The following is an 18,867-nucleotide window of genomic DNA, read 5'->3' on the forward strand; positions in this document are numbered from 1 at the left end:
TGTCAGGCAGCCAGCCGCTGCCGCTTGTCCTGCGCATCGCGCCCCGCGATGCTCTCGCGTGCACGCTTCCAGTCCTCGTCCTGCCACTGCGACATGCGCGAGAAATTCCCGCCGGTGGCCTGGAACTGCGCGCCGTCGATGGCGATGGTCTGGCCGTTGACGTACTCCGAACCGGGGCCCATCAGGTAGGCCGCGAGGTTGGCCAACTCGGGCATGCGGCCGTTGCGGTCCATCGGATTGCGTTCGGCCTTGTGCTCGCCGCCGCCGGGGTTCAGGCGCGCGCTCATGCCTTCGGTGGGGAACAGGCCCGGCGCAATCGCATTGAAGCGGATGCCGCGGCCTGCCCACTCGACGGCCAGCGACTGCGTCATCGCGTGCAGGCCGGCCTTGGACATGGCCGAAGGCACGGTGAAGGGCGAGCCGTTCCACACCCAGGTCGTGAGGATCGACAGCACCGACGCCGACTTGCCTTCGGCCAGCCAGCGCTTGCCGCATTCCAGCGTCATGCAGAAGCTGCCGCGAAAGACGATGTTCGAGATGGCGTCGAAGGCGCGCGGCGAGAGGTCCTCGGTGCGGCTCACGAAGTTGCCGGCCGCGTTGTTGATGAGGCCGTCGAGCGCGCCGCCGTCGGCCCAGATCTCGTCGAGCATTTCGGTGATCTGCGTGTCGTGGCGGATGTCGCAGGTCTTGGCGATCACGCGGCCGCCGTGCAGGTGCATCAGCTCGGCGGCGGTTTCTTCCAGCACCGGAGCGCGGCGCCCGCAGATGTAGACGTCGGCGCCGAGCAGCAGCAGCGCCTCGCTCATCACGCGGCCCAGACCACTGCCGCCGCCGGTCACGAGGTAGCGGCGGCCGGCCAGCAGGCCGGGCTTGAACATCAGGTCGTCGAGGGTCATGGGAATCCTTGTGTGCACGCAAAGCACGTGCGGGATGAAGATGAAGCTCAGCGCCCCGTGTAGACGGGCGCGCGCTTCTCGAGGAAGGCGGTCATGCCTTCGCGGAAATCGCGGGTCTGGGTGCACAGCACCTGGTTGCGGTCTTCCATGGCGATCACCGCTTCCATGCTGCCGGCGTCCACCGCCAGGCCCAGCGCCTCCTTGGTGAGGCGCAGCGCCACGGGCGTCGCGTTGAGCATGTCGTCGGCCAGCGCCTGCGCCTCGGCCTGCAGCGCGGGCAGCGCGTCGATGCGGCTCACGAGGCCCAGGGCGTAGGCGCGCTGGGCGTCCATGAAGCGGCCGGTGAGCATGTATTCGGCCGCGACCGAGCTGCCGACCATGCGCGGCAGGAAGTAGCTCACGCCCACGTCGCAGGCCGACAGGCCGATGCGGATGAAGGCGGCGTTCATGCGCGCGTCGGGTGTCACGAGTCGCACGTCAGAGGCCAGCGCGAGCGCGAAGCCGCCGCCGCTGGCCGCGCCCTGCACCACGCTCACGATGGGCTGCGGGCAGCGCCGCATGGCCAGCATGATGTCGCGGATGCCCTTCTGCTGTTCGAGCATGTCGGCCACGCCGAGGTCTTCGCCGCCGACCTGTTCCTTCAGGTCGAGGCCGGCGCAGAAGGCACGGCCCGCGCCCTGCAGCACGACCGCGCGCTCGGGGCTGCGGGCGCTCAGGCCTTCGAAGTACTCGCGCAGCGCGCGCACTAGCGCCGGGTCGAGCGCATTGAGGCGCTCGGGCCGGTTCAGCGTGAGCCAGGCGACGCCGCCACGTCTTTCGATCTGCAATATGTCACTCATGACCGTCACAGCGCGCGCGAGATCACTTCTTTCATGATCTCGTTGGTGCCGCCGTAGATGCGCTGCACACGGCCGTCGGCATACATGCGCGCGACCATGTACTCGCTCATGAAGCCGTAGCCACCGAAGAGCTGCAGGCACTCGTCGACCACGCGGCCCTGCGTCTCGGAGCCCCAGAGCTTGGCCATGGAGGCGGTGGCGGTGTCGAGCTTGCCGGCCACGAGGTCTTCCACGCAGCGGTCGATGAAGGCGCGGCCAACCTTGATCTGCGTGGCGATCTCGGCCAGCTTGAACTTGGTGTTCTGGAACTCGGCGATCGGCTTGCCGAAGGCCTTGCGGTCGCGCACGTAGTCGAGCGTGGCCTGGTAGGCGCCTTCCATGGTGGCCAGCGCGTTCACGCCGATGATGGTGCGCTCGTAGGGCAGGTCGCTCATGAGCTGGAAGAAGCCCTGCCCTTCCTGGCCGCCCAGCAGCGCGTCGGCCGGCACGTGCACGTCGTCGAAGAAAAGCTCGGAGGTGTCCTGCGCCTTCATGCCGATCTTGTCGAGCACGCGGCCCACGCGGTAGCCCTCGCAGCCCTCGGTCTCGACGATGAGGATCGAGGTGCCCTTGGCGCCCTGCGTCGGGTCGGTCTTGGCCACGACCAGCACCACGCCGGCCAGGAAGCCGTTGGTGATGAAGGTCTTGGAGCCGCGGATGCGGTAGCTGCCGTCGGGCTGCTTCTCGGCGCGCGTGCGCACGCCCTGCAGGTCGGAGCCGGCGCCGGGCTCGGTCATGGCGATGGCGCCCACCAGTTCGCCGCGCGCCATGCGCGGCAGGTAGCGCTGCTTCTGCGCTTCGGTGCCGTGGTTGAGGAAGTAGTGCGCCACGATGGTGTGCACCGAGCTGGCCATGCCGGTGAGCGCGCGACGTGCCTTCTCTTCATAGAACACGGCCTCGTGGCGGAAGTCGCCACCGGCGCCGCCGTAGGCCTCGGGGATGTCGGAGCACAGCAGGCCGAGCGCGCCGGCCTTGCGCCACACCTCGTGGCCGACATGGCCGCGCTTGCGCGCCTCCTCGTCGTGCGGCACGACTTCGGTCTCGATGAAGCGCACGACGTTGTCGCGGTACAGCTCCAGTTCTTCGTCGCTCCACGAACGGCGGAAATCGATGGGCATGGGGTGGTCCTTCAGTGTCTTGAAATCGGGGGAATGGGGTTCAACCCACGCGGCGTTCCTTGCCGGCCCAGAAGGGCTCGCGCAGCTGGAATTTCTGCAGCTTGCCGGCCGCCGACAGCGGCAGCGCATCGCGGAACTCCACGCTGCGCGGGCACTTGTAGTTGGCGATCTGGTCGCGGCAATGGGCGATGACCTCATCGGCCGTGAGCGACATGCCCTCGCGCAGCACGATCACGGCATGCACCCGCTCGCCCCACTTGTCGTCGGGCACGCCGATGACGGCGGACATCAGCACCTGCGGCATCTGCGCGATGGCGTTCTCGACCTCGGCCGAGTACACGTTCTCCCCGCCGCTGACGATCATGTCCTTCATGCGGTCGACCACGAACAGCAGACCGTGTTCGTCCATGTAGCCGCCGTCGCCGGTGTGCATCCAGCCACCGCGCAGCGCGGCCTCGGTTTCGGCAGGCTTGTTCCAGTAGCCCTTCATGACCATGGGGCCGCGCGCGACGATCTCGCCGACCTGGCCGGGGGGCACTTCGTTGTCCTCGCCGTCGACGATGCGGATCTCGGCCACGGGCACCGGCGTGCCGGCCGCGCGCAGCAGGCGGTTGCGGTCGGGCCCGGGCAGGTGGAAGTGCGGCATCAGCACGGCCACAGTGGGCGACAGCTCGGTCATGCCGTAGGCCTGCGAGAAGCTGGTCTTCGGCAGCGCGGCCATTGCCTGCTCGAGCAGCGCCACGTCGATGGGCGCGGCGCCGTACAGCAGCATCTGAAGGCTCGACAGGTCGAACTCGGCGAAGCGCGGGTGCTCGATCACGCGCTTGATCATGGTGGGCACCAGGAACATCTCGGTGGCGCGCGCGGCCTGGATGGCCTGCAGGATCGCGACCTCGTCGAACATCGGCACCACGTGCTGCGGCACCAGCCGCAGGATGCTCTGCAGCGACAGCCCGCAGCCGGCCACGTGGAACATGGGCACGGCGATGACCACGGCGGCATTGCGCGTCTCGCGCGGCACTGCCGCCACCGAACTCAGCGCGTTGATGTAGAGACTGCCGTGCGTGAGCATCACGCCCTTGGGCCGGCCGGTGGTGCCGCCGGTGTACATGATGGCGGCCAGCTCATCGGCGCTGTGCGGCGCGTCCTCGATGGGCCGGGCCTCGGCCAGCAGCGCTTCGTAGCCGACCATGCCCTCGGGCACCGCGCCCTCGCCGCAGTACACCACGGTGCGCTGCGAGGTCGAGAGCTTGCGCAGCTCGCCGGCCATCGGCGCGAACAGGTCGTCCACCAGCAGGATGCGGGTGTCGCAGTCGTCCAGCGAGTAGGCGACCTCCTTCGGGTTCCAGCGGATGTTCACCGGATTGATGACACCGCCCCCCCACCACGTGCCGAAGAAGAATTCGACGAAGCGGTGCGAGTTGAGGGCCATCATGCCGACGCGGTCGCCGCGCGCCATGCCGAGCTGCTGCAGCACGGCACCGAGGCGCGCCACGCGGTCGGTGAGCGTGGCGAAGTCGAGGCGATGGTTGCCGCAGACCACGGCGGTGTCGCGGGCCTTCTCGCGGCGGCCCTTGTGCAGGGGCTGGGTGAGGAACATGGGTTTTGTCTCCTTGGTGGTTTTTCAGGCAACCCGGCGCGCGTGACCCGCCCAATGCGGTTCGCGCAAGCGGTACTTCATGACCTTGCCGGCGCCCGAGATCGGCAGCGCCTCGACGAACTCGATGCTGCGCGGGCACTTGTAGCCGGCGATCAATTCGCGGCAATGGGCGATGAGCGCGTCGGCATCCGCGCCGGTGCCAGGCTTGCGCACGACCACGGCATGCACGGCCTCGCCCCAGCGCTCGTCGGGCACGCCGATGACCGCGGCGGCGGCCACGGCAGGGTGGCGCGCAAGTGCGCCCTCGACCTCGGCGCAGTAGATGTTCTCGCCACCGCTCACGATCATGTCCTTGTAGCGATCGACGATGAAGACGAAGCCGTCGTCGTCCATGCGGGCAGCGTCGCCGGTGTGCATCCAGCCATCGCGCAGCGCGGCCGCCGTCTGCTCGGGCAGGTTCCAGTAGCCCTGCATCACGCATGGGCTGCGCACCGTGAGTTCGCCGACTGTGCCGCGCGGCACCTCCTGGCCGTCGCCGTCGCACACGCGCAGGTCGATGCCCGAGAGCGCCTGCCCGGCCGAGGCCAGCTTGCCGAGCTTGCGGCCTTCGGGCGAGTGGTAGTGGCGCGTGAGGTAACTCACGCCGGCCGACAGCTCGGTCATGCCGTAGCCCTGCGCGAACTCGGCCTGCGGGAAGGTGGCGAAGGCGCGCTCCAGCAGCGCCTCGGTGATCGGCGAGGCGCCGTAGCCGACGAAGCGCACGCTCGACAGGTCGGCTTGCGCGGTGCGCGGGTCGTCCACCAGCATCTGCAGCATCGCGGGCACGGCCATGAGGTTGGTGGCGCGGTCGCGCTCGATGGCCGCGAGCATGCCGTCCACGGTGAAGCCCGGCAGGATGATCTGTGCGCAGCCCATGAGCACGCCGCGCAGCAGGAACGACAGCCCCGCCAGGTGAAAGAGCGGCGCCACCTGCAACAGCCGCGCGCTGTCGTCGAAGAAGGCGCCGAGCATCGACACCTGCGCGTTGATGACCAGCGCCGCGTGGCTCAGCATCACGCCCTTGGGCCGGCCGGTGGTGCCGCCGGTGTAGAACACGCCCGCGAGGTCGTCGCCACCGCGCAGCGCGTCGGGCACGGGCTCGCTCTCGCGGATCAGGGCCTCGCAGTCGGTCATGCCCGTGGGCGCCTGCCGCTCGCCCATGTAGATCCAGGTGGTGACGGCGCGCGCGGCGGCGCGCAGTTCGCCGGCCACCGGCAGGAACTGGTCGTCCACGAAAAGAATGCCGGTGGCGCAGTCGTCGAGCGAATGCGCCATCTCGGCCACGCTCCAGCGCGTATTGACCGGATTGACCACGCCGCCAGCCCACCACACGGCCAGGTAGTACTCCAGCGTGCGATCGGCGTTCAGCGCGAGCACGCCCACGCGGTCGCCAGGCTGCACGCCCAGCCGCCGCAAGGCACCCGCCAGGCGCGCGACGCGTTCGCCGAGTTCGCCATACGTGCGGGTGCGGCCCTGGAACACGGTGGCGACGGCGCGCGGGCTGCATTGCATGACGCGGTGCAGGGCCTGCGTGAGGTACAGCTGCGGTTGCGACGGTTGCATCGAAGACATGGGCAGGGGCTCCTGTCGGTGCGTGGATGCCATGCATGCGCGGATGCGCATGCCCGGGAGAGACAAGCGAAAGACGTCAGCGCGCTTCGGCCACGGGCACGGCGGCGCCCCAGCGTTGCAGCAGGGCCTGCCCGTCGTCGGGCGACACGGCCGGCGGCACGACCGGCGCGGTGCGGCTGAAGCGCGGCGCGGGCGCGGGCTGCACCACGCCGCCCACGGTGGCGAAGGTGCCGCGCGCCACGTTGTGCGGGTGCTGCGGCGCCTCGTCCCAGTCGAGCACGGGGGCGAAGCAGGCGTCGCTGCCTTCGAGCAGCACGCACCATTCGTCGCGCGTGCGGGTGCGGAACACGTCGGCCAGCCGCAGCTTGAGCAGCGGCCAGCGGTCGGCGTCCATCTGGGCGTCGAAGGCCGGGTCGTCGACGAGGCCGCAGCGCTCGCGCAGCAGCGCGTAGAACTGCGGCTCGATGGAGCCGATGGCCACGTACTTGCCGTCGGCGCAGGCGTAGGTGTCGTAGAAGTGGGCGCCGCCGTCGAGCATGTTCTCGCCGCGCTGGTTGCTCCATTGGCCGGCCGACTTGAAGCCGTACATCATGGCCGACAGCAGCGCCGCACCGTCGGTCATGGCGGCGTCCACCACCTGGCCCTGGCCCGAGGCCTTGACCTCGTGCAGCGCGGCCAGCAGGCCGAAGGCCAGCAGCATGGCGCCACCGCCGAAGTCGCCCACGTAGTTCAGCGGCGGCACGGGCGCCTCGCCCGAGCGGCCGATGGCGTGCAGCGCGCCGCTGATGGCGATGTAGTTGATGTCGTGGCCGGCGGCGTGCGCCAGCGGGCCGTGCTGACCCCAGCCGGTCATGCGGCCGTAGACCAGGCGCGGGTTGCGCGCATGGCACTCGGCCGGGCCCAGGCCCAGGCGCTCCATCACGCCGGGGCGGAAGCCCTCGATGAGGATGTCGGCGCGCGCGATGGCGTCGAGCACCGGGGCCGCAGCGCCGGGGGCGCGCAGGTCGACCTCCCAGGTGCTGCGCCCGCGCGCCAGGATGTCGTGGGGGTCGCGCCGCGTGCCGGGGCGCGTGATGCGAAGCACCTCCGCGCCCATGTCGGCGAACAGCATCGCGCAAAAGGGGCCGGGGCCGATGCCGGCCATCTCGACGACCCGAAGTCCTTTCAGGGGTCCTGCCATGTGTGTCTCCTCTGGCGCGCACCGGGCGGCCTGTTGTATGAGGGCATCTTGGCGCGCGGGGCCCGCCGTCGCATCGTCTGAAGCGACGAAAGCGAGGCAGACCCGCTCAGCAACCTGTTCAGTGGCCCGTTCAACGGCCCGTGAAGACGGGCGCGCGCTTGGCCGCGAAGGCGGCGGCGGCCTCGCGGAAATCCTCGGTCTTCAGCGCCAGCACCTGGGCGCGGTTCTCCACCTCGAGCGCGGCATCCAGGCTGGGCGCCTCGAGGTTGGTCCACATGACCTGCTTGGTGTGGCGCGTGGCGTAGGGGCTGTTGCGCAGCACGTCGGCGGCCATGGCGAGCGCGCGCGGCAGCACCTCGGCATCGTCCACCAGCGCGGCGACCAGACCAATGCGCTCGGCCTCGTCGGCCTGCACCGGCCGGCCCGTGAGCATCAGTTCGAAGGCGCGCGAGGCGCCCACCAGCCGCGGCAGGTGGTAGCTGATGCCGCACTCGCCGGCCGTGAGGCCGATGCGCACCGCGCCCACATGGAACGAGGCCGAGCGCGCGGCCACGCGGATGTCGGCGCCCAGCGTGAGCGCAAAGCCCGCGCCCACGGCCACGCCGTTGACGGCGGCGATCACCACCTTGTCGAGCGCGCGCAGCCGCCGCACCATGCCGGCGAACAGTTCCTGCCCCGCCATCAGGTCGGTCACCGAGGGCTCGCCGGCCAGTGGCTGGTCGTCGCGGCGCGTAAGCGGCGTGGTGAGGTCCCAGCCGGCGCAAAAGCCTCGCCCCGCGCCGGTGAGGATCAGCACGCGCACGCCGTCATCGTGCGCCAGCGCATCGAGCGCGGCGCACAGGCGCCGCACGGCGGGCTGGCTCAGCGCGTTGAGGCGGGCCGGACGGTTCAGCGTGAGCAGCGCGATGCCGTCGCGGCTGCGGTCGATGAGGATGTCTTCTTCGGTGTCGGACATGGGCGTGGCCTTTCTGGCTGGGTGAATGAGGAACTGCCGCCTTCTCGCTTCATGCGTCGTGAGCTGATATCCCCTTCGCGAGACACCGCGGAACCGGCTTCGCCGGGCCGCAGGTGTCGCCCTCGGTAGGGGGTAGGCGAAGCGACACGAAGTGCGCGAAGCCCGGGGGCGAGCCCAATGTCAGCGGCCGGTCCAGCGCGGCGCACGCTTCTCGATGAAGGCGCGCGGGCCTTCCTTGAAGTCCTGGCTGGCGGCCACGCGTTCGAAGGCATCTCGCGTGAGGGCACGCAACGCAGCCTCGTCGAGCCCGCTGTTCGCCTCGCGTGCCACGCGCAAGCTCTGGCGCACGGCCACCGGCGCATTGCGTGCGATCTCGGCGGCCAGTGCCAGCGCGGCTTCGCGCAACCCTTCCACATCGTCCACGAGGCGATTGACCAGCCCGAAGCCGTGCGCGCGCTCTGCATCGAGCTGGCCCGCCGTGAGGATCAGTTCGAGCGCGATATTCGGCGGAATGGCGCGCGGCAGCCGGTACAGCCCGCCCGCCGCGGCGATCAGCCCGCGCAGCACCTCGGGCAATCCGAAGGCCGCCTGCCGCACGGCCACCACGAGGTCGCAGGCCAGCACGAGCTCGGTGCCGCCGGCCAGCGCCTTGCCGTTGACGGCGGCGATCCACGGCTTGCTGCGCTCGCGGAACACGAAGCCGCCGAAGCCGCCGCGCTCGGTGCGCAGCGCGCTACCGCGGCCGGCCGACACTTCCTTCAGATCGGCGCCCGCGCAGAAGGCCTCTCGGCCGGCACCGGTGAGCACCACGGCGCGGATGTCGTCGTCGGCCTCGGTGGCGTCGACGGCGGCTTCGAGACCCGCGGCGACCTCGCCGTTGATGGCGTTGCGCGCCTCAGGGCGATCGATGGTGACGAGGGCGACATGGCCCGGCAGGCGCTCAAGGGTGACGGCGGTCATGCAACGCTCCAGTTCAAGAGTTCATCGGTGCCAGCGGTCACGGCGCCGCTGCAGCCGACAGGGCTGCGATCGAGGTCGGTCAGCACCTTCAGCGAGGCAGCATCGGTACCTTCGACACGCGCCATGAGCCGTTCGCCGGCCGGCGTGCGTGCGATCACGATGCCCTGCGAGGGCTGGCCGTCGCGGCCGTAGACCACGGTGAAGGTCTCCAGCGTGGCGGCGCCCGCGTACTGCAGCGCCAGCGGCGGCACCGGCCCGCGTCGCGCGTCGGCGGCGGCCTGCACGCTGTAGTCGGCCTTCGGCAACCCCTGCGGCGGCGGGCTGGAGCCCAGCACCAGCGCATGGTGCTTGGTGACGTACTCGCCCTGCCCGTAGAGCAGCGCGGCCTTGCCCTTGGGCGCCTCGCGCAGCGCGCGCACCAGGCCGGCGGCGGCGTGCGTCATGTAGTCGTTCAGCGGCGCGCCGAAGAAGCTCAGGCCGCCGGTGGAAGTCATGCGCGCCTCGGGCGCCAGGCCCAGCGTGCGACGCGCCATCTTGGGCACGATGGGGAAGCAGCTGTACAGCTCCAGCATCTCGAAGGCCGAGGCGTCGCCGCCGACCTGCGCAAGCACGGTCTCCATCACGAGGTCCTGCGCGTGCGAGCGGTGGTACTGGTCGCGCTGCAGGTAGTCGCGCGGCTCGCGCGCGGCGGCGCCGTCCCACACGTAGACCCAGCGGTCTTCGGGAATGCCGAGTTCGCGCGCATGGCCCACGCTGGTGAGCAGCACGGCCGCGCCCATGTTGACCACCGGGTTGGCCACCATGTGCTTGGTGTAGGGCCAGGCGATGAGGCGGTTGGCCGCGTCGATGCGCGCAATGTCTTCGGACGTGAAGGGCTTGCGCAGCCAGGCGTAGGGATTGGCGGCGGCCACCTCGGAGTAGCGCGCCCACAGGCGCGACGATTCGTCCTGCGCCTGGCGCGGCGTCTGGCCCCAGTGCGCGAGCGCGGCGTTCTCGTAGAACGGGTAGATGGTGATCGGCATGGCCGCGCCGAGGCGGATCGCCACCGGGTGGCAGATGTCGGTGCCGCGCACCAGCTTCACGCTGTCGTCGCGCGGCGTCCAGTCGAGCGCGATGCCTTGCTTGGCGGCCGCGTCGACGGTGTAGCGTGCCTCGGCACCGGTGATGGCCGCCACTTTGCTCTCGCCGCGCGCGATGCGCAGCGCGGCCTCGTGGATGTAGCGCACCGGCGATTCGCCGCCGGTCTCGCCGTAGACGCTGCGCGCCGGGCTGCAACCCAGACGCGCATTGAGCAGCGCGGGCGCATCGGTGTAGGGCCACGAGTATTCGCAGACGATGTCGAGCGAATCGAGCCCGGCCAGGAGCGCGGCGGCGCCGCTGTCTTGTTCGGCTGCACGCATGGCGCGCGCCATCAGTTCGATGGGTTCGAGGCCTTCGGCGGCCTCCTTGGTGCGGTGGGTGATCTCGCCGACGCCGACGATGACCGGCGTGCGGTCGTCCAGTGCTGTCATGGTTGCTGCTGCGAAAGTTATTGCTGTTGTTGAAGCTGCGCCACGCGGCGCAGGTGCCACGCGGGCGGGCCGAACTGGCCTTCGATGAGGGTGGCGCGGCGCACGTAGTGGCCGACGGCGAGTTCTTCGGTCATGCCCATGCCGCCGTGCAGTTGCACCGCGCCCTGCCCCACGGCGCGGCAGGCCTTGGCGACCGCGACCTTGGCGGACGACACCGCGCGGGCGCGCGCCTGCGGGCTGGTCGTGGTGGCCATCGCCTCGCCCACGCTGGCGGTGAGCGCGTCGGCCTGTTCCAGCGCCATGTGCATGTCGGCCAGCCGGTGCTGCAGCACCTGGAAGCTGGCGATCGGCACGCCGAACTGCTTGCGCTGGCGCACGTAGTCGAGCGTGTCGCGCATCAGCCGGCGCAGGATGCCGATGGACTCGGCGCAGACCGCGAGCGTGGCCTCGTCGAGCGCCTGCTCGATCTGCGGCAACGCGCCGCCTTCGGTGCCGAGCAGCGCGTCGGCCTCCAGGCGCACCGATTCGAAGGCGATGTCGGCCGCGCGGCCGCCGTCGCGCGTGGGGTAGGCCCGTAGCTGCACGCCCGGCGCGTCCTTGGGCACGACCAGCAGCGAGAGGCCGCTGTCGCTGCGCGCGGTGACGATGAAATGGCTTGCCCAGGGCGCGGCCTGCACCACGGCCTTGCGGCCGTCGAGCCGCAACCGGCCATCCGACTCGCGCACGAGCCGCGTGCGCACGTCGTCGCGCGCATGGCGGCTGTGCGGCTCGCCGTGCGCGAAGGCCAGCACGGCCTGTCCGTCGACGACGCGCGCGAGCAATGCATCGGCGAATGCGCCCGGATGGCGCTGCAGCAGACCGGCGCCGATCACGAGCGTGGAAAGGTACGGCTCGGCCGCGAGCGCGCCGCCCAGCGTGGGCATCAGCGCGAGGTGCGCGGCCAGCCCGAGGCCCAGCCCGCCCTGCGATTCGGGCAGGGCCGCGCCCAGCAGCCCGAGGTCGCGGGCCAGGCCTTGCCAGAACGGCGGCGGCGCGTGGTCGGCGGCAGCCAGCGCATGCAGGCGTTGCTCGAAGCCGTGCTGGTCGTCGAGGTAGCGCGCCAGGCTGTCGCGCAGCATCGCGAGGGTGTCTTCTTGTTCGGTGAGGGTGGTCATGGCAAGCGGGCCTCAGCGTGATTGCAGCAACTGGGCCGCGATGATGTTTCGCTGCACTTCGTTCGAACCCGCGTAGATCGACGCGGCGCGGTCGTTGAGGTAGGCCGACATGGCGTACACCGAGTCCTCGGGCACGGCCAGCGCGCCCTGCAGGCCGTCGTCCAGCGGCAGGTTGACGGCAGCGTAGTGGGCGGCGATTTCCACGCCGAGTTCGGTCAGCCGCTGGCGCAGCTCGGAGCCCATCACCTTGCCCATCGAGGGCCGGATGCCGGGCGGCTCGCCGCGCGCCTGGGCACGCAGCGATTGCAGCTCGGTGGCCTCGACCGCGTCGATGGCGCAGTCCAGCTCCGCCAGGCGCAGCGCCATCTCGCGGGCCTCGTCGGCAGCGGCCTCGCCCGCGGCGGCGAAGGCGGTGTCGGCCGCCGTGCGCACCCGGCGCAGGCGCGCCCGCAGGAGCGGCGCCCAGGCGCTGCCGCGCTCGTGCTGCAGCAGGTACTTGGCGACGGTCCAGCCCTGGTTTTCCTCGCCGATCAGGCTGCTCGCGGGCACCCGCACGTCGTCGAAGAACACCTGGTTGAGCTCATGGTCGCCCGAGATGCTGATGATCGGGCGGATCGTCAGGCCGGCACGGGGAATGTCGAAGCACAGGAAGCTGATGCCCTGCTGCGCCTTGCCGCCCGAGGCGGTGCGCACGAGGCAGAACATGCGGTTGGCGTACTGCGCGTGGGTGGTCCAGATCTTGGTGCCGTTGATGACGTAGTCGTCGCCGTCGCGCACTGCCTTGCACTGCAGCGAGGCCAGGTCGGAGCCCGACTGCGGCTCGGAGTAGCCCTGGCACCAGTAGTCGTCGCCCGCGCGGATGCCGGGCAGCCACTTCGCTTTCTGCTCCGGCGTGCCGAACGCGATGATCACCGGCGCGACCATGCCGGTGCCCATGGGCGCGAGCGGCGGCGCGTCGGCCTCGGCCAGTTCGCTGGCGAAAAGATAGTGCTGCATCGGCGTCCAGCCGGTGCCGCCGTGCTCGACCGGCCAACTCGGCGTGCTCCAGCCGCGCGCGGCCAGGATGCGGTGCCAGCGGATGCCCTCGTCGTAGTCGGTGAAGATGCCGGCGCAGCGCCGGCCCGCGGCGCGCAGCTCAGGTGTCAGCTCGCGCGCAAGAAACTCGCGAACCTCGTCGCGAAACGCGGTCTCTGCCGCGCTGAGGGTCCAGGCCATGGTGTTGTCTCACAGGGGTTCACACCCGGCAAGTGTGCGGCGCGCGCGCCTGCGCGGCATCGTCGGATCGGACGAACGTGGCCGCCGCCACGGCGGCGGTGAGCGCTTTCTGCCTCAATGCAGGCCCCGGACCGGTCCGGGGCGAAGACGGGTCAGGCCTCGACGGCCTCGCGTGCCTCTCGGGCTTCGCGGGCCTCACGCACCGGCGCCGCCTTGGCCGCCACCGGCATGTGCTTCGCCCAGTCGATGATCTCCAGCGTGCCGTCCGCGTGCTCGGCCAGCGCCGTGAGGCTTTCCACCCAGTCGCCGTCGTTGCAGTACAGGATGCCGTCGATGTCACGCATCTCGGCATGGTGGATGTGACCGCACACCACGCCCTGCGCACCGCGGTTGCGGGCCTCGCGCGCCACGGCGTTCTCGAAGTCGCCGACGTAGCTCACGGCGCGCTTGACCTTGCCCTTGAGGTACTTCGAGAGCGACCAGTACGGCAGCCCCATGCGCGCGCGCAGCGAGTTCAGGTGCCGGTTGAGCTTGAGCGTGAACTCGTAGAGCGAGTCGCCCACGTAGGCCAGCCACTTGGCGCACTGGATCACGCCGTCGAACAGGTCTCCGTGGATGATCCACAGCTTGCGGCCGTCGGCGGTCTCGTGGATCCATTCGTCGGCCACGTCGATGCCGCCGAAGTTGTGGTGCAGGTACTTGCGGGCGAACTCGTCGTGGTTGCCCGGAATGAAGATCACGCGCGTGCCCTTGCGTGCCTTGCGCAGCAGCTTCTGGATCACGTCGTTGTGCGCCTGCGGCCAGTACCAGTGGCGCTTGAGCTGCCAGCCGTCGATGATGTCGCCGACCAGGAACAGGGTCTCGCACTCGGTGTGCTTGAGGAAGTCGAGCAGCGCCCGGGCCTGGCAGCCGGGCGTGCCCAGGTGCAGGTCGGAGATCCACAGCGTGCGAAAGCGCATCGGCGGGCGCGCCGAATCGTCGTCCTCCGGCTCGGGAGGCTGGATCGCGGTGTCGCGCCAGGCGCGAAGGAAGGCGTCGTCGCGTTGCATGGTCCGGCAGGTTCGCACCCGCGCGTGACCGCGCGATGGCGACTCCGTGACATCCCGGTGACGCGTGGCGACACGGCAACGCCACAATCGGCCGATGCGCTCTGGCCAGATCATCGTTCTCGTGTCCCCCGTGTTCTTCCTGCTGATCGCGATCGAGTTCGCGGTCGGCCGCGCGCGGGCCCGGCGCGGCACCGGGCAGGACACCTACCGCCTGGCCGACGCCGTGAACAGTATCGGGCTGGGCATGCTGAGCCAGATCAGCGCGGTGCTCACGGGGCTGCTGCGCATCGGCATCTACACCGCGGTGTATTCGGCGATCGCGCTCGTTCCGCAGGACGCGGCGCGCGAGTTCTGGACCACCTGGTACGGCTGGCTGCTGGCGCTGGTGTTCTACGACTTCTGCTACTACTGGCTGCACCGCATGGGCCACGAATCGGCCGTGCTGTGGGCGGCGCACGTGGTGCATCACCAGAGCCAGCACTACAACCTCTCGACCGCGCTGCGCCAGACCTCCAGCGGCGCGCTGCTGGGCTGGATCTTCTACCTGCCGATGGCGGCGGCCGGCGTGCCGCCGCTGGTGTTCGTGGTGGTGTCGCTCATCGACCTGCTCTACCAGTTCTGGGTCCACACCGAACAGGTCGGCAAGCTGGGCTGGTTCGACCGCTGGTTCTGCTCGCCCTCGAACCACCGCGTGCACCACGCGGTGAACGACCGCTACCTCGACCGCAACTACGGCGGCGTGCTGATCGTGTGGGACCGCCTGTTCGGCACCTTCCGCGAGGAGGACGAACGCTGCGTCTACGGCACGCGCGGCGAACTCAAGAGCTGGGACCCGCTGTGGGCCAACGCCGAGGTGTACTGGGCGCTGGCGAAAGACTCATGGCATGCGCGCCGCTGGTCCGACAAGCTGCGCGTGTGGTTCAAGCCGCCCGGCTGGCGCCCGGACGACGTGGCGGCGCGCTACCCGAAGCCGGCTTTCGACATCGCGAAGGTGACGCGCTACGAGCCCGTGGTGAGCCGGGGCGTGCAGTGGTTCGCGGGCCTGCAGTTCCTCGGGCTGCTCGCTGCCGTGACGGTGTTCCTTTGGCACTCCGACACCCTGCCGCTGCCGCAGGCCGCCACCTGGCTGGCCGCGCTGACGGCCGGGCTGTGGGCGGTCGGCGCGGTGCTGCAGGGCCGGCTGTCGGTCACCGAGGTGCTGCTGGTCGAGGCGGCCGCGCTGGCCACGGCGAGCGCGGCGCTGGGCATCGGCTGGCTGCACTTCATCTTCAAGCCGCTGGCCCTGGCGATCGCGATCGTCTTCGCGGCCCGTCGCGCACGGCAGCAGCCGGACGGCATGACGCGCTTCGACGCCCTGCTGCTGACCGGCCTGGTCTTCTCGCTCGCGGGCGACGTGCTGCTGATGGGATCGGCCAAGCTCTTCGTGCCCGGGCTCGTGTGCTTCCTGCTCGCGCACCTGGCGTACATCGCGCTGTTCCGCATCGGCGTCGGGCTGTTCCCGCGCCCGCGCGCATTGGCGGCCACGCTGCTGATCGGCGCGGGCATGTACGCCTTTCTGTGGCAAGGCGGCCTGCCGGCGGCGCTGCGCATTCCGGTCGGCTTCTACGTGGTGGTGATCGCCTGCATGGCCGCCCAGGCCATCGGCCGCGCTGCCGTTCTTCGCACGCGCGACCCGACCGCGCTCTGGGTGGCGGTGGGCGCCTGCTTCTTCATGCTGAGCGATTCGCTGCTGGCGATCAACCGGTTCGTGTCGCCGCTGCCGCTGGCGTCGCTGTGGGTGCTGTCCACGTACTACGTGGCGCAGATGCTGATCGTGCGGCACAGCCGCTCGGCTGCCTGGCTTTGTCTGGCTCCCTCCCCCAGCGGAGAAAGGAGCAAGGCCCGAACCTAGTCAGCGCAGCGCTGGATTTCCACCGTCGAGTGCCGGATCTCCTCGTGCATCGAGAAGCACGCCCGCACCTCGTCGGCCGTGAGCGTGGGTGAGTGCGTCACCACGGTCAGCGCGCAGGCATAGGCGCCCCGGCCGACGCGCCAGACGTGCAGGTCGGCCACGCGGGTCTCGGAATCGGCCAGCATGGTCTCGACGCCTTCGCGGATTTCTTCGGTGACGGGGTGGTCCATCTCGCGGTCGAGCAGGACCTTGCCGGTTTCCTTCAGCAGGCCCTTGGCCCAGACCGCGACGAGCACGGCGCCGACGATGCCCATGACCGGGTCGAGCCACGACCAGCCGTAGAACCAGCCGCCCAGCAGCGCCGCGATGGCGAGCACCGAGGTGGCGGCATCGGCCACCACGTGCAGGTAGGCGGAGCGCAGGTTCAGGTCGTGGCCGTGCGCGTGATCGTGGCCATGGTCGTGCCCGTGATGCGCGTGGTCATGCCCATGGCCGTGGTGGTCGTGCGAATGGCCCAGCAGCCGCGCGCAGACGAGGTTGACCACCAGCCCGAGCACCGCGATCGAGATCGCCTCGGGGTAGTGGATGGCCACGGGCGACCACAGGCGCTCCAGCGAGCCCACCACCATCAGCGCCGCGACACCCAGCAAGAGCAACGCGCTCGCGAAGCCGCCGAGCACCTCGATCTTCCAGGTGCCGAAGGCAAAGCGCGGATCGCGCGCATAGCGGCGCGCAGCCGCGTAGGCGAAGGCACTCAGGCCGATGGCCAGCGTGTGCGAACTCATGTGCCAGCCGTCGGCCAAGAGCGCCATCGAGTTGAACCACCAGCCGGCGCCGATCTCGACGACCATCATCGCGGCGGTGATCCACATCACCAGGCGCGTGCTGCGTTCGGCGGAGGCATTGCCGGCGCCGAACTGGTGGTCGTGCTGCCATGCGCTCAGGTCATGGGTGTGCATGGGGTCTTCAGGCTCCGAAGAGGTCCGGGCCGTCGGCGCGGCCCGAAGGCGGCGCCACGCCCAGGTGGCGGTAGGCCGCGAGCGTGGCGATGCGCCCGCGCGGCGTGCGTTGCAGGTAGCCCTGCTGGATCAGGTAGGGCTCGATCACGTCCTCGATGGTGTCGCGCTCCTCGCCGATGCTGGCGGCCACGTTGTCCAGGCCGACCGGGCCACCGTCGAAGCGGTGGATCACGGCCTCGAGCAGCTTGCGGTCCATGAGGTCGAAGCCCTGCGGGTCGACGTCGAGCATGGCCAGCGCCTTGTTCGCGATGTCGGCCGTGATGCGGCCGTTGCCCTTGACCTCGGCGTAGTCGCGCACGCGGCGCAGCAGGCGGTTGGCGATGCGGGGCGTGCCGCGCGAGCGACGCGCGATCTCGAAGCCACCGGCCTGGTCGGCCTCGACCTTGAGCAGGCCGGCGCTGCGGTGCACGATGAGCGCGAGCTCTTCAGGCGTGTAGAACTCCAGCCGCGCGACGATGCCGAAACGGTCGCGCAGCGGGTTGGTGAGCATGCCGGCGCGGGTGGTGGCGCCCACCAGCGTGAAGGGCTGCAGGTCGAGCTTGATGCTGCGCGCCGCGGGGCCCTCGCCGATCATGATGTCGATCTGGTAGTCCTCCAGCGCGGGATACAGGATTTCCTCGACGACCGGGCTCAGGCGGTGGATCTCGTCGATGAAGAGCACGTCGTTCGGCTCGAGGTTGGTCAGCAGCGCCGCGAGGTCCTTGGGCTTCTCGAGCACCGGGCCCGAGGTCTGGCGCAGGTTGACGCCCAGCTCGGCCGCCACGATGTGCGACAGCGTGGTCTTGCCCAGGCCGGGCGGGCCGAACAGCAGCACGTGGTCGAGCGCCTCCTTGCGCTTGCGCGCGGCGCCGATGAAGATTTCGAGCTGCTCGCGCACCTTGGCCTGGCCGACATATTCATCGAGCAGCTTGGGGCGCAAGGCCCGCTCGATGGCCTCCTCGTTGGGCGAAGCGGGGGCAGCGGACACCACGCGTTGCGGGGCGGGTGCGAAATCGTCGGTCTGGATGGTCATGGGCGGGGTTTTCGGTTGCGAGTTTAGTGCCGAGCGCCGCGCCGGGCCGCCCCAAGCAAGCGAGCGGCCCCCTCGGGGGGCAGCGAGGACACGAAGTGCCGAGCGTGGGGGCCATTCTTCACTGGCAGAATGCTTCGGCCATATAACGAAAGAGGGGAAGGCAACAGGTGTCGATCTACGAATTGAAACCGCGTTTCCAGGCACTGCTGCGGCCACTGGTGGGCCGCCTGCATGCCATGGGGGTCACGGCCAACCAGGTCACGCTGGCGGCCTGCGCGATCTCGGTCGTGCTCGGCCTGTGGCTGTTCTTCGCGGCGCCTTCTCTCGCGGCCTTCGGACTGGTCCCCGCCTGGATGTTCCTGCGCATGGCCTTCAACGCCATCGACGGCATGCTGGCGCGCGAGCATCACCAGCAGAGCAAGCTGGGCGCCTTCCTCAACGAACTGACCGACGTGGTCTCCGACGCCGCGCTCTACCTGCCCTTCGTGCTGGTGGTGCCGTTCGCGCCGTTCTGGGTCGGCACGGTGATCGTGCTGGCCGGGCTGAGCGAATTTGCTGGCGCATTGGGCCCCACGGTGGGCGCATCGCGCCGCTACGACGGGCCCATGGGCAAGAGCGACCGGGCCTTCGTGTTCGGCGCGCTGGGACTGTACGTGGCCCTCGGCGGGCCGCTGCCGGGCTGGACCGCCTTCCTGATGCCGCTCCTGGCCGCGCTCGTCGCGTGGACGGTCGTCAACCGCATCCGCCGCGCGCTGGCCGAGGCCGAAACCGGCGTCGATCGCCCCGCCGCCTGAAACAACCCCATACAAAATAAAGAA

15 protein-coding genes and 1 pseudogene are annotated in these 18,867 nt (G+C 70.2%); 2 read left to right on the forward strand and 14 right to left on the reverse strand.

Translation table 11 applies throughout. The features are described 5' to 3' along the window. Nucleotides 1-2: 2 nt before the first annotated feature. The 12 genes and pseudogenes from D3H34_RS05395 to D3H34_RS05450 all read right to left on the reverse strand — a co-directional run bounded on the left by D3H34_RS05395 (nt 3) and on the right by D3H34_RS05450 (nt 14,127). Nucleotides 3-896, reverse strand: coding sequence for an SDR family oxidoreductase (locus D3H34_RS05395; protein ID WP_119552403.1), 894 nt, complete (start codon nt 894-896; stop codon nt 3-5). Nucleotides 897-943: 47 nt separating this feature from the next. Next, nucleotides 944-1,735 (reverse strand): enoyl-CoA hydratase/isomerase family protein, encoded by a 792-nt coding sequence (locus D3H34_RS05400; protein WP_119552404.1) that lies wholly within the window; start codon nt 1,733-1,735, stop codon nt 944-946. Between the two features lie 5 nt (nt 1,736-1,740). Then, complete coding sequence (locus D3H34_RS05405) at nt 1,741-2,892, reverse strand: acyl-CoA dehydrogenase family protein (RefSeq protein ID WP_119552405.1); 1,152 nt, start codon at nt 2,890-2,892, stop codon at nt 1,741-1,743. A gap of 40 nt (nt 2,893-2,932) precedes the next feature. Further along, nucleotides 2,933-4,495: pseudogene (locus tag D3H34_RS05410) on the reverse strand (long-chain-fatty-acid--CoA ligase); the annotation flags it as partial. A 21-nt stretch (nt 4,496-4,516) separates the two neighbouring features. After that, a complete protein-coding gene (locus D3H34_RS05415; protein WP_286185463.1) occupies nt 4,517-6,103 on the reverse strand; it encodes an acyl-CoA synthetase in 1,587 nt (528 codons plus the stop codon). 76 nt (nt 6,104-6,179) lie between these two features. After that, complete coding sequence (locus D3H34_RS05420) at nt 6,180-7,283, reverse strand: CaiB/BaiF CoA transferase family protein (protein WP_119552407.1); 1,104 nt, start codon at nt 7,281-7,283, stop codon at nt 6,180-6,182. 130 nt (nt 7,284-7,413) lie between these two features. After that, a complete protein-coding gene (locus tag D3H34_RS05425) occupies nt 7,414-8,238 on the reverse strand; it encodes an enoyl-CoA hydratase/isomerase family protein (RefSeq protein WP_119552408.1) in 825 nt (274 codons plus the stop codon). A gap of 180 nt (nt 8,239-8,418) precedes the next feature. Further along, on the reverse strand, nt 8,419-9,198 hold the full coding sequence (locus D3H34_RS05430; RefSeq protein WP_119552409.1) for an enoyl-CoA hydratase-related protein: 780 nt from the start codon (nt 9,196-9,198) through the stop codon (nt 8,419-8,421). Continuing rightward, entirely contained in the window at nt 9,195-10,709 is a 1,515-nt protein-coding gene (locus tag D3H34_RS05435; RefSeq protein ID WP_119552410.1) for an acetyl-CoA acetyltransferase, read from the reverse strand. The genes D3H34_RS05430 and D3H34_RS05435 overlap by 4 nt, the downstream gene beginning before the upstream one ends. Nucleotides 10,710-10,726: 17 nt before the next feature. Further along, nucleotides 10,727-11,863, reverse strand: a complete 1,137-nt coding sequence (locus tag D3H34_RS05440; RefSeq protein WP_119552411.1) for an acyl-CoA dehydrogenase family protein — start codon at nt 11,861-11,863, stop codon at nt 10,727-10,729. A gap of 12 nt (nt 11,864-11,875) precedes the next feature. After that, nucleotides 11,876-13,078 (reverse strand): acyl-CoA dehydrogenase family protein, encoded by a 1,203-nt coding sequence (locus tag D3H34_RS05445; RefSeq protein ID WP_119552412.1) that lies wholly within the window; start codon nt 13,076-13,078, stop codon nt 11,876-11,878. A gap of 152 nt (nt 13,079-13,230) precedes the next feature. Next, nucleotides 13,231-14,127 (reverse strand): UDP-2,3-diacylglucosamine diphosphatase, encoded by an 897-nt coding sequence (locus D3H34_RS05450; RefSeq protein WP_119552413.1) that lies wholly within the window; start codon nt 14,125-14,127, stop codon nt 13,231-13,233. A gap of 94 nt (nt 14,128-14,221) precedes the next feature. Here D3H34_RS05450 and D3H34_RS05455 point away from each other — a divergent pair, with 94 nt between their 5' ends. Next, the gene (locus D3H34_RS05455) at nt 14,222-16,018 is read left to right on the forward strand and encodes a lysoplasmalogenase family protein (protein WP_119552414.1); all 1,797 of its coding nucleotides are present in this window, start codon (nt 14,222-14,224) and stop codon (nt 16,016-16,018) included. Here D3H34_RS05455 and dmeF read toward each other — a convergent pair. Together dmeF and ruvB are read right to left on the reverse strand one after the other, a co-directional pair. Continuing rightward, on the reverse strand, nt 16,015-16,977 hold the full coding sequence (dmeF, locus tag D3H34_RS05460) for a CDF family Co(II)/Ni(II) efflux transporter DmeF (protein ID WP_119552415.1): 963 nt from the start codon (nt 16,975-16,977) through the stop codon (nt 16,015-16,017). The genes D3H34_RS05455 and dmeF overlap by 4 nt on opposite strands. A 7-nt stretch (nt 16,978-16,984) precedes the next feature. Continuing rightward, nucleotides 16,985-18,049 (reverse strand): Holliday junction branch migration DNA helicase RuvB, encoded by a 1,065-nt coding sequence (gene ruvB / locus D3H34_RS05465; protein WP_119552416.1) that lies wholly within the window; start codon nt 18,047-18,049, stop codon nt 16,985-16,987. A gap of 167 nt (nt 18,050-18,216) precedes the next feature. Between ruvB and D3H34_RS05470 the strand changes: the two genes are divergently transcribed. Further along, nucleotides 18,217-18,843, forward strand: coding sequence for a CDP-alcohol phosphatidyltransferase family protein (locus D3H34_RS05470; RefSeq protein WP_119552417.1), 627 nt, complete (start codon nt 18,217-18,219; stop codon nt 18,841-18,843). The last annotated feature ends 24 nt before the right edge of the window (nt 18,844-18,867 follow it).

It is taken from the genome of Acidovorax cavernicola (assembly GCF_003581445.1).

Bases quoted from the DNA above. Each gene is read 5' to 3' on its own strand.
- D3H34_RS05395 (WP_119552403.1), bottom strand. From the start codon at position 896: ATGACCCTCGACGACCTGATGTTCAAGCCCGGCCTGCTGGCCGGCCGC.
- D3H34_RS05400 (WP_119552404.1), bottom strand. From the start codon at position 1,735: ATGAGTGACATATTGCAGATCGAAAGACGTGGCGGCGTCGCCTGGCTC.
- D3H34_RS05405 (WP_119552405.1), bottom strand. From the start codon at position 2,892: ATGCCCATCGATTTCCGCCGTTCGTGGAGCGACGAAGAACTGGAGCTG.
- D3H34_RS05415 (WP_286185463.1), bottom strand. From the start codon at position 6,103: ATGTCTTCGATGCAACCGTCGCAACCGCAGCTGTACCTCACGCAGGCC.
- D3H34_RS05420 (WP_119552407.1), bottom strand. From the start codon at position 7,283: ATGGCAGGACCCCTGAAAGGACTTCGGGTCGTCGAGATGGCCGGCATC.
- D3H34_RS05425 (WP_119552408.1), bottom strand. From the start codon at position 8,238: ATGTCCGACACCGAAGAAGACATCCTCATCGACCGCAGCCGCGACGGC.
- D3H34_RS05430 (WP_119552409.1), bottom strand. From the start codon at position 9,198: ATGACCGCCGTCACCCTTGAGCGCCTGCCGGGCCATGTCGCCCTCGTC.
- D3H34_RS05435 (WP_119552410.1), bottom strand. From the start codon at position 10,709: ATGACAGCACTGGACGACCGCACGCCGGTCATCGTCGGCGTCGGCGAG.
- D3H34_RS05440 (WP_119552411.1), bottom strand. From the start codon at position 11,863: ATGACCACCCTCACCGAACAAGAAGACACCCTCGCGATGCTGCGCGAC.
- D3H34_RS05445 (WP_119552412.1), bottom strand. From the start codon at position 13,078: ATGGCCTGGACCCTCAGCGCGGCAGAGACCGCGTTTCGCGACGAGGTT.
- D3H34_RS05450 (WP_119552413.1), bottom strand. From the start codon at position 14,127: ATGCAACGCGACGACGCCTTCCTTCGCGCCTGGCGCGACACCGCGATC.
- D3H34_RS05455 (WP_119552414.1), top strand. From the start codon at position 14,222: ATGCGCTCTGGCCAGATCATCGTTCTCGTGTCCCCCGTGTTCTTCCTG.
- dmeF (WP_119552415.1), bottom strand. From the start codon at position 16,977: ATGCACACCCATGACCTGAGCGCATGGCAGCACGACCACCAGTTCGGC.
- ruvB (WP_119552416.1), bottom strand. From the start codon at position 18,049: ATGACCATCCAGACCGACGATTTCGCACCCGCCCCGCAACGCGTGGTG.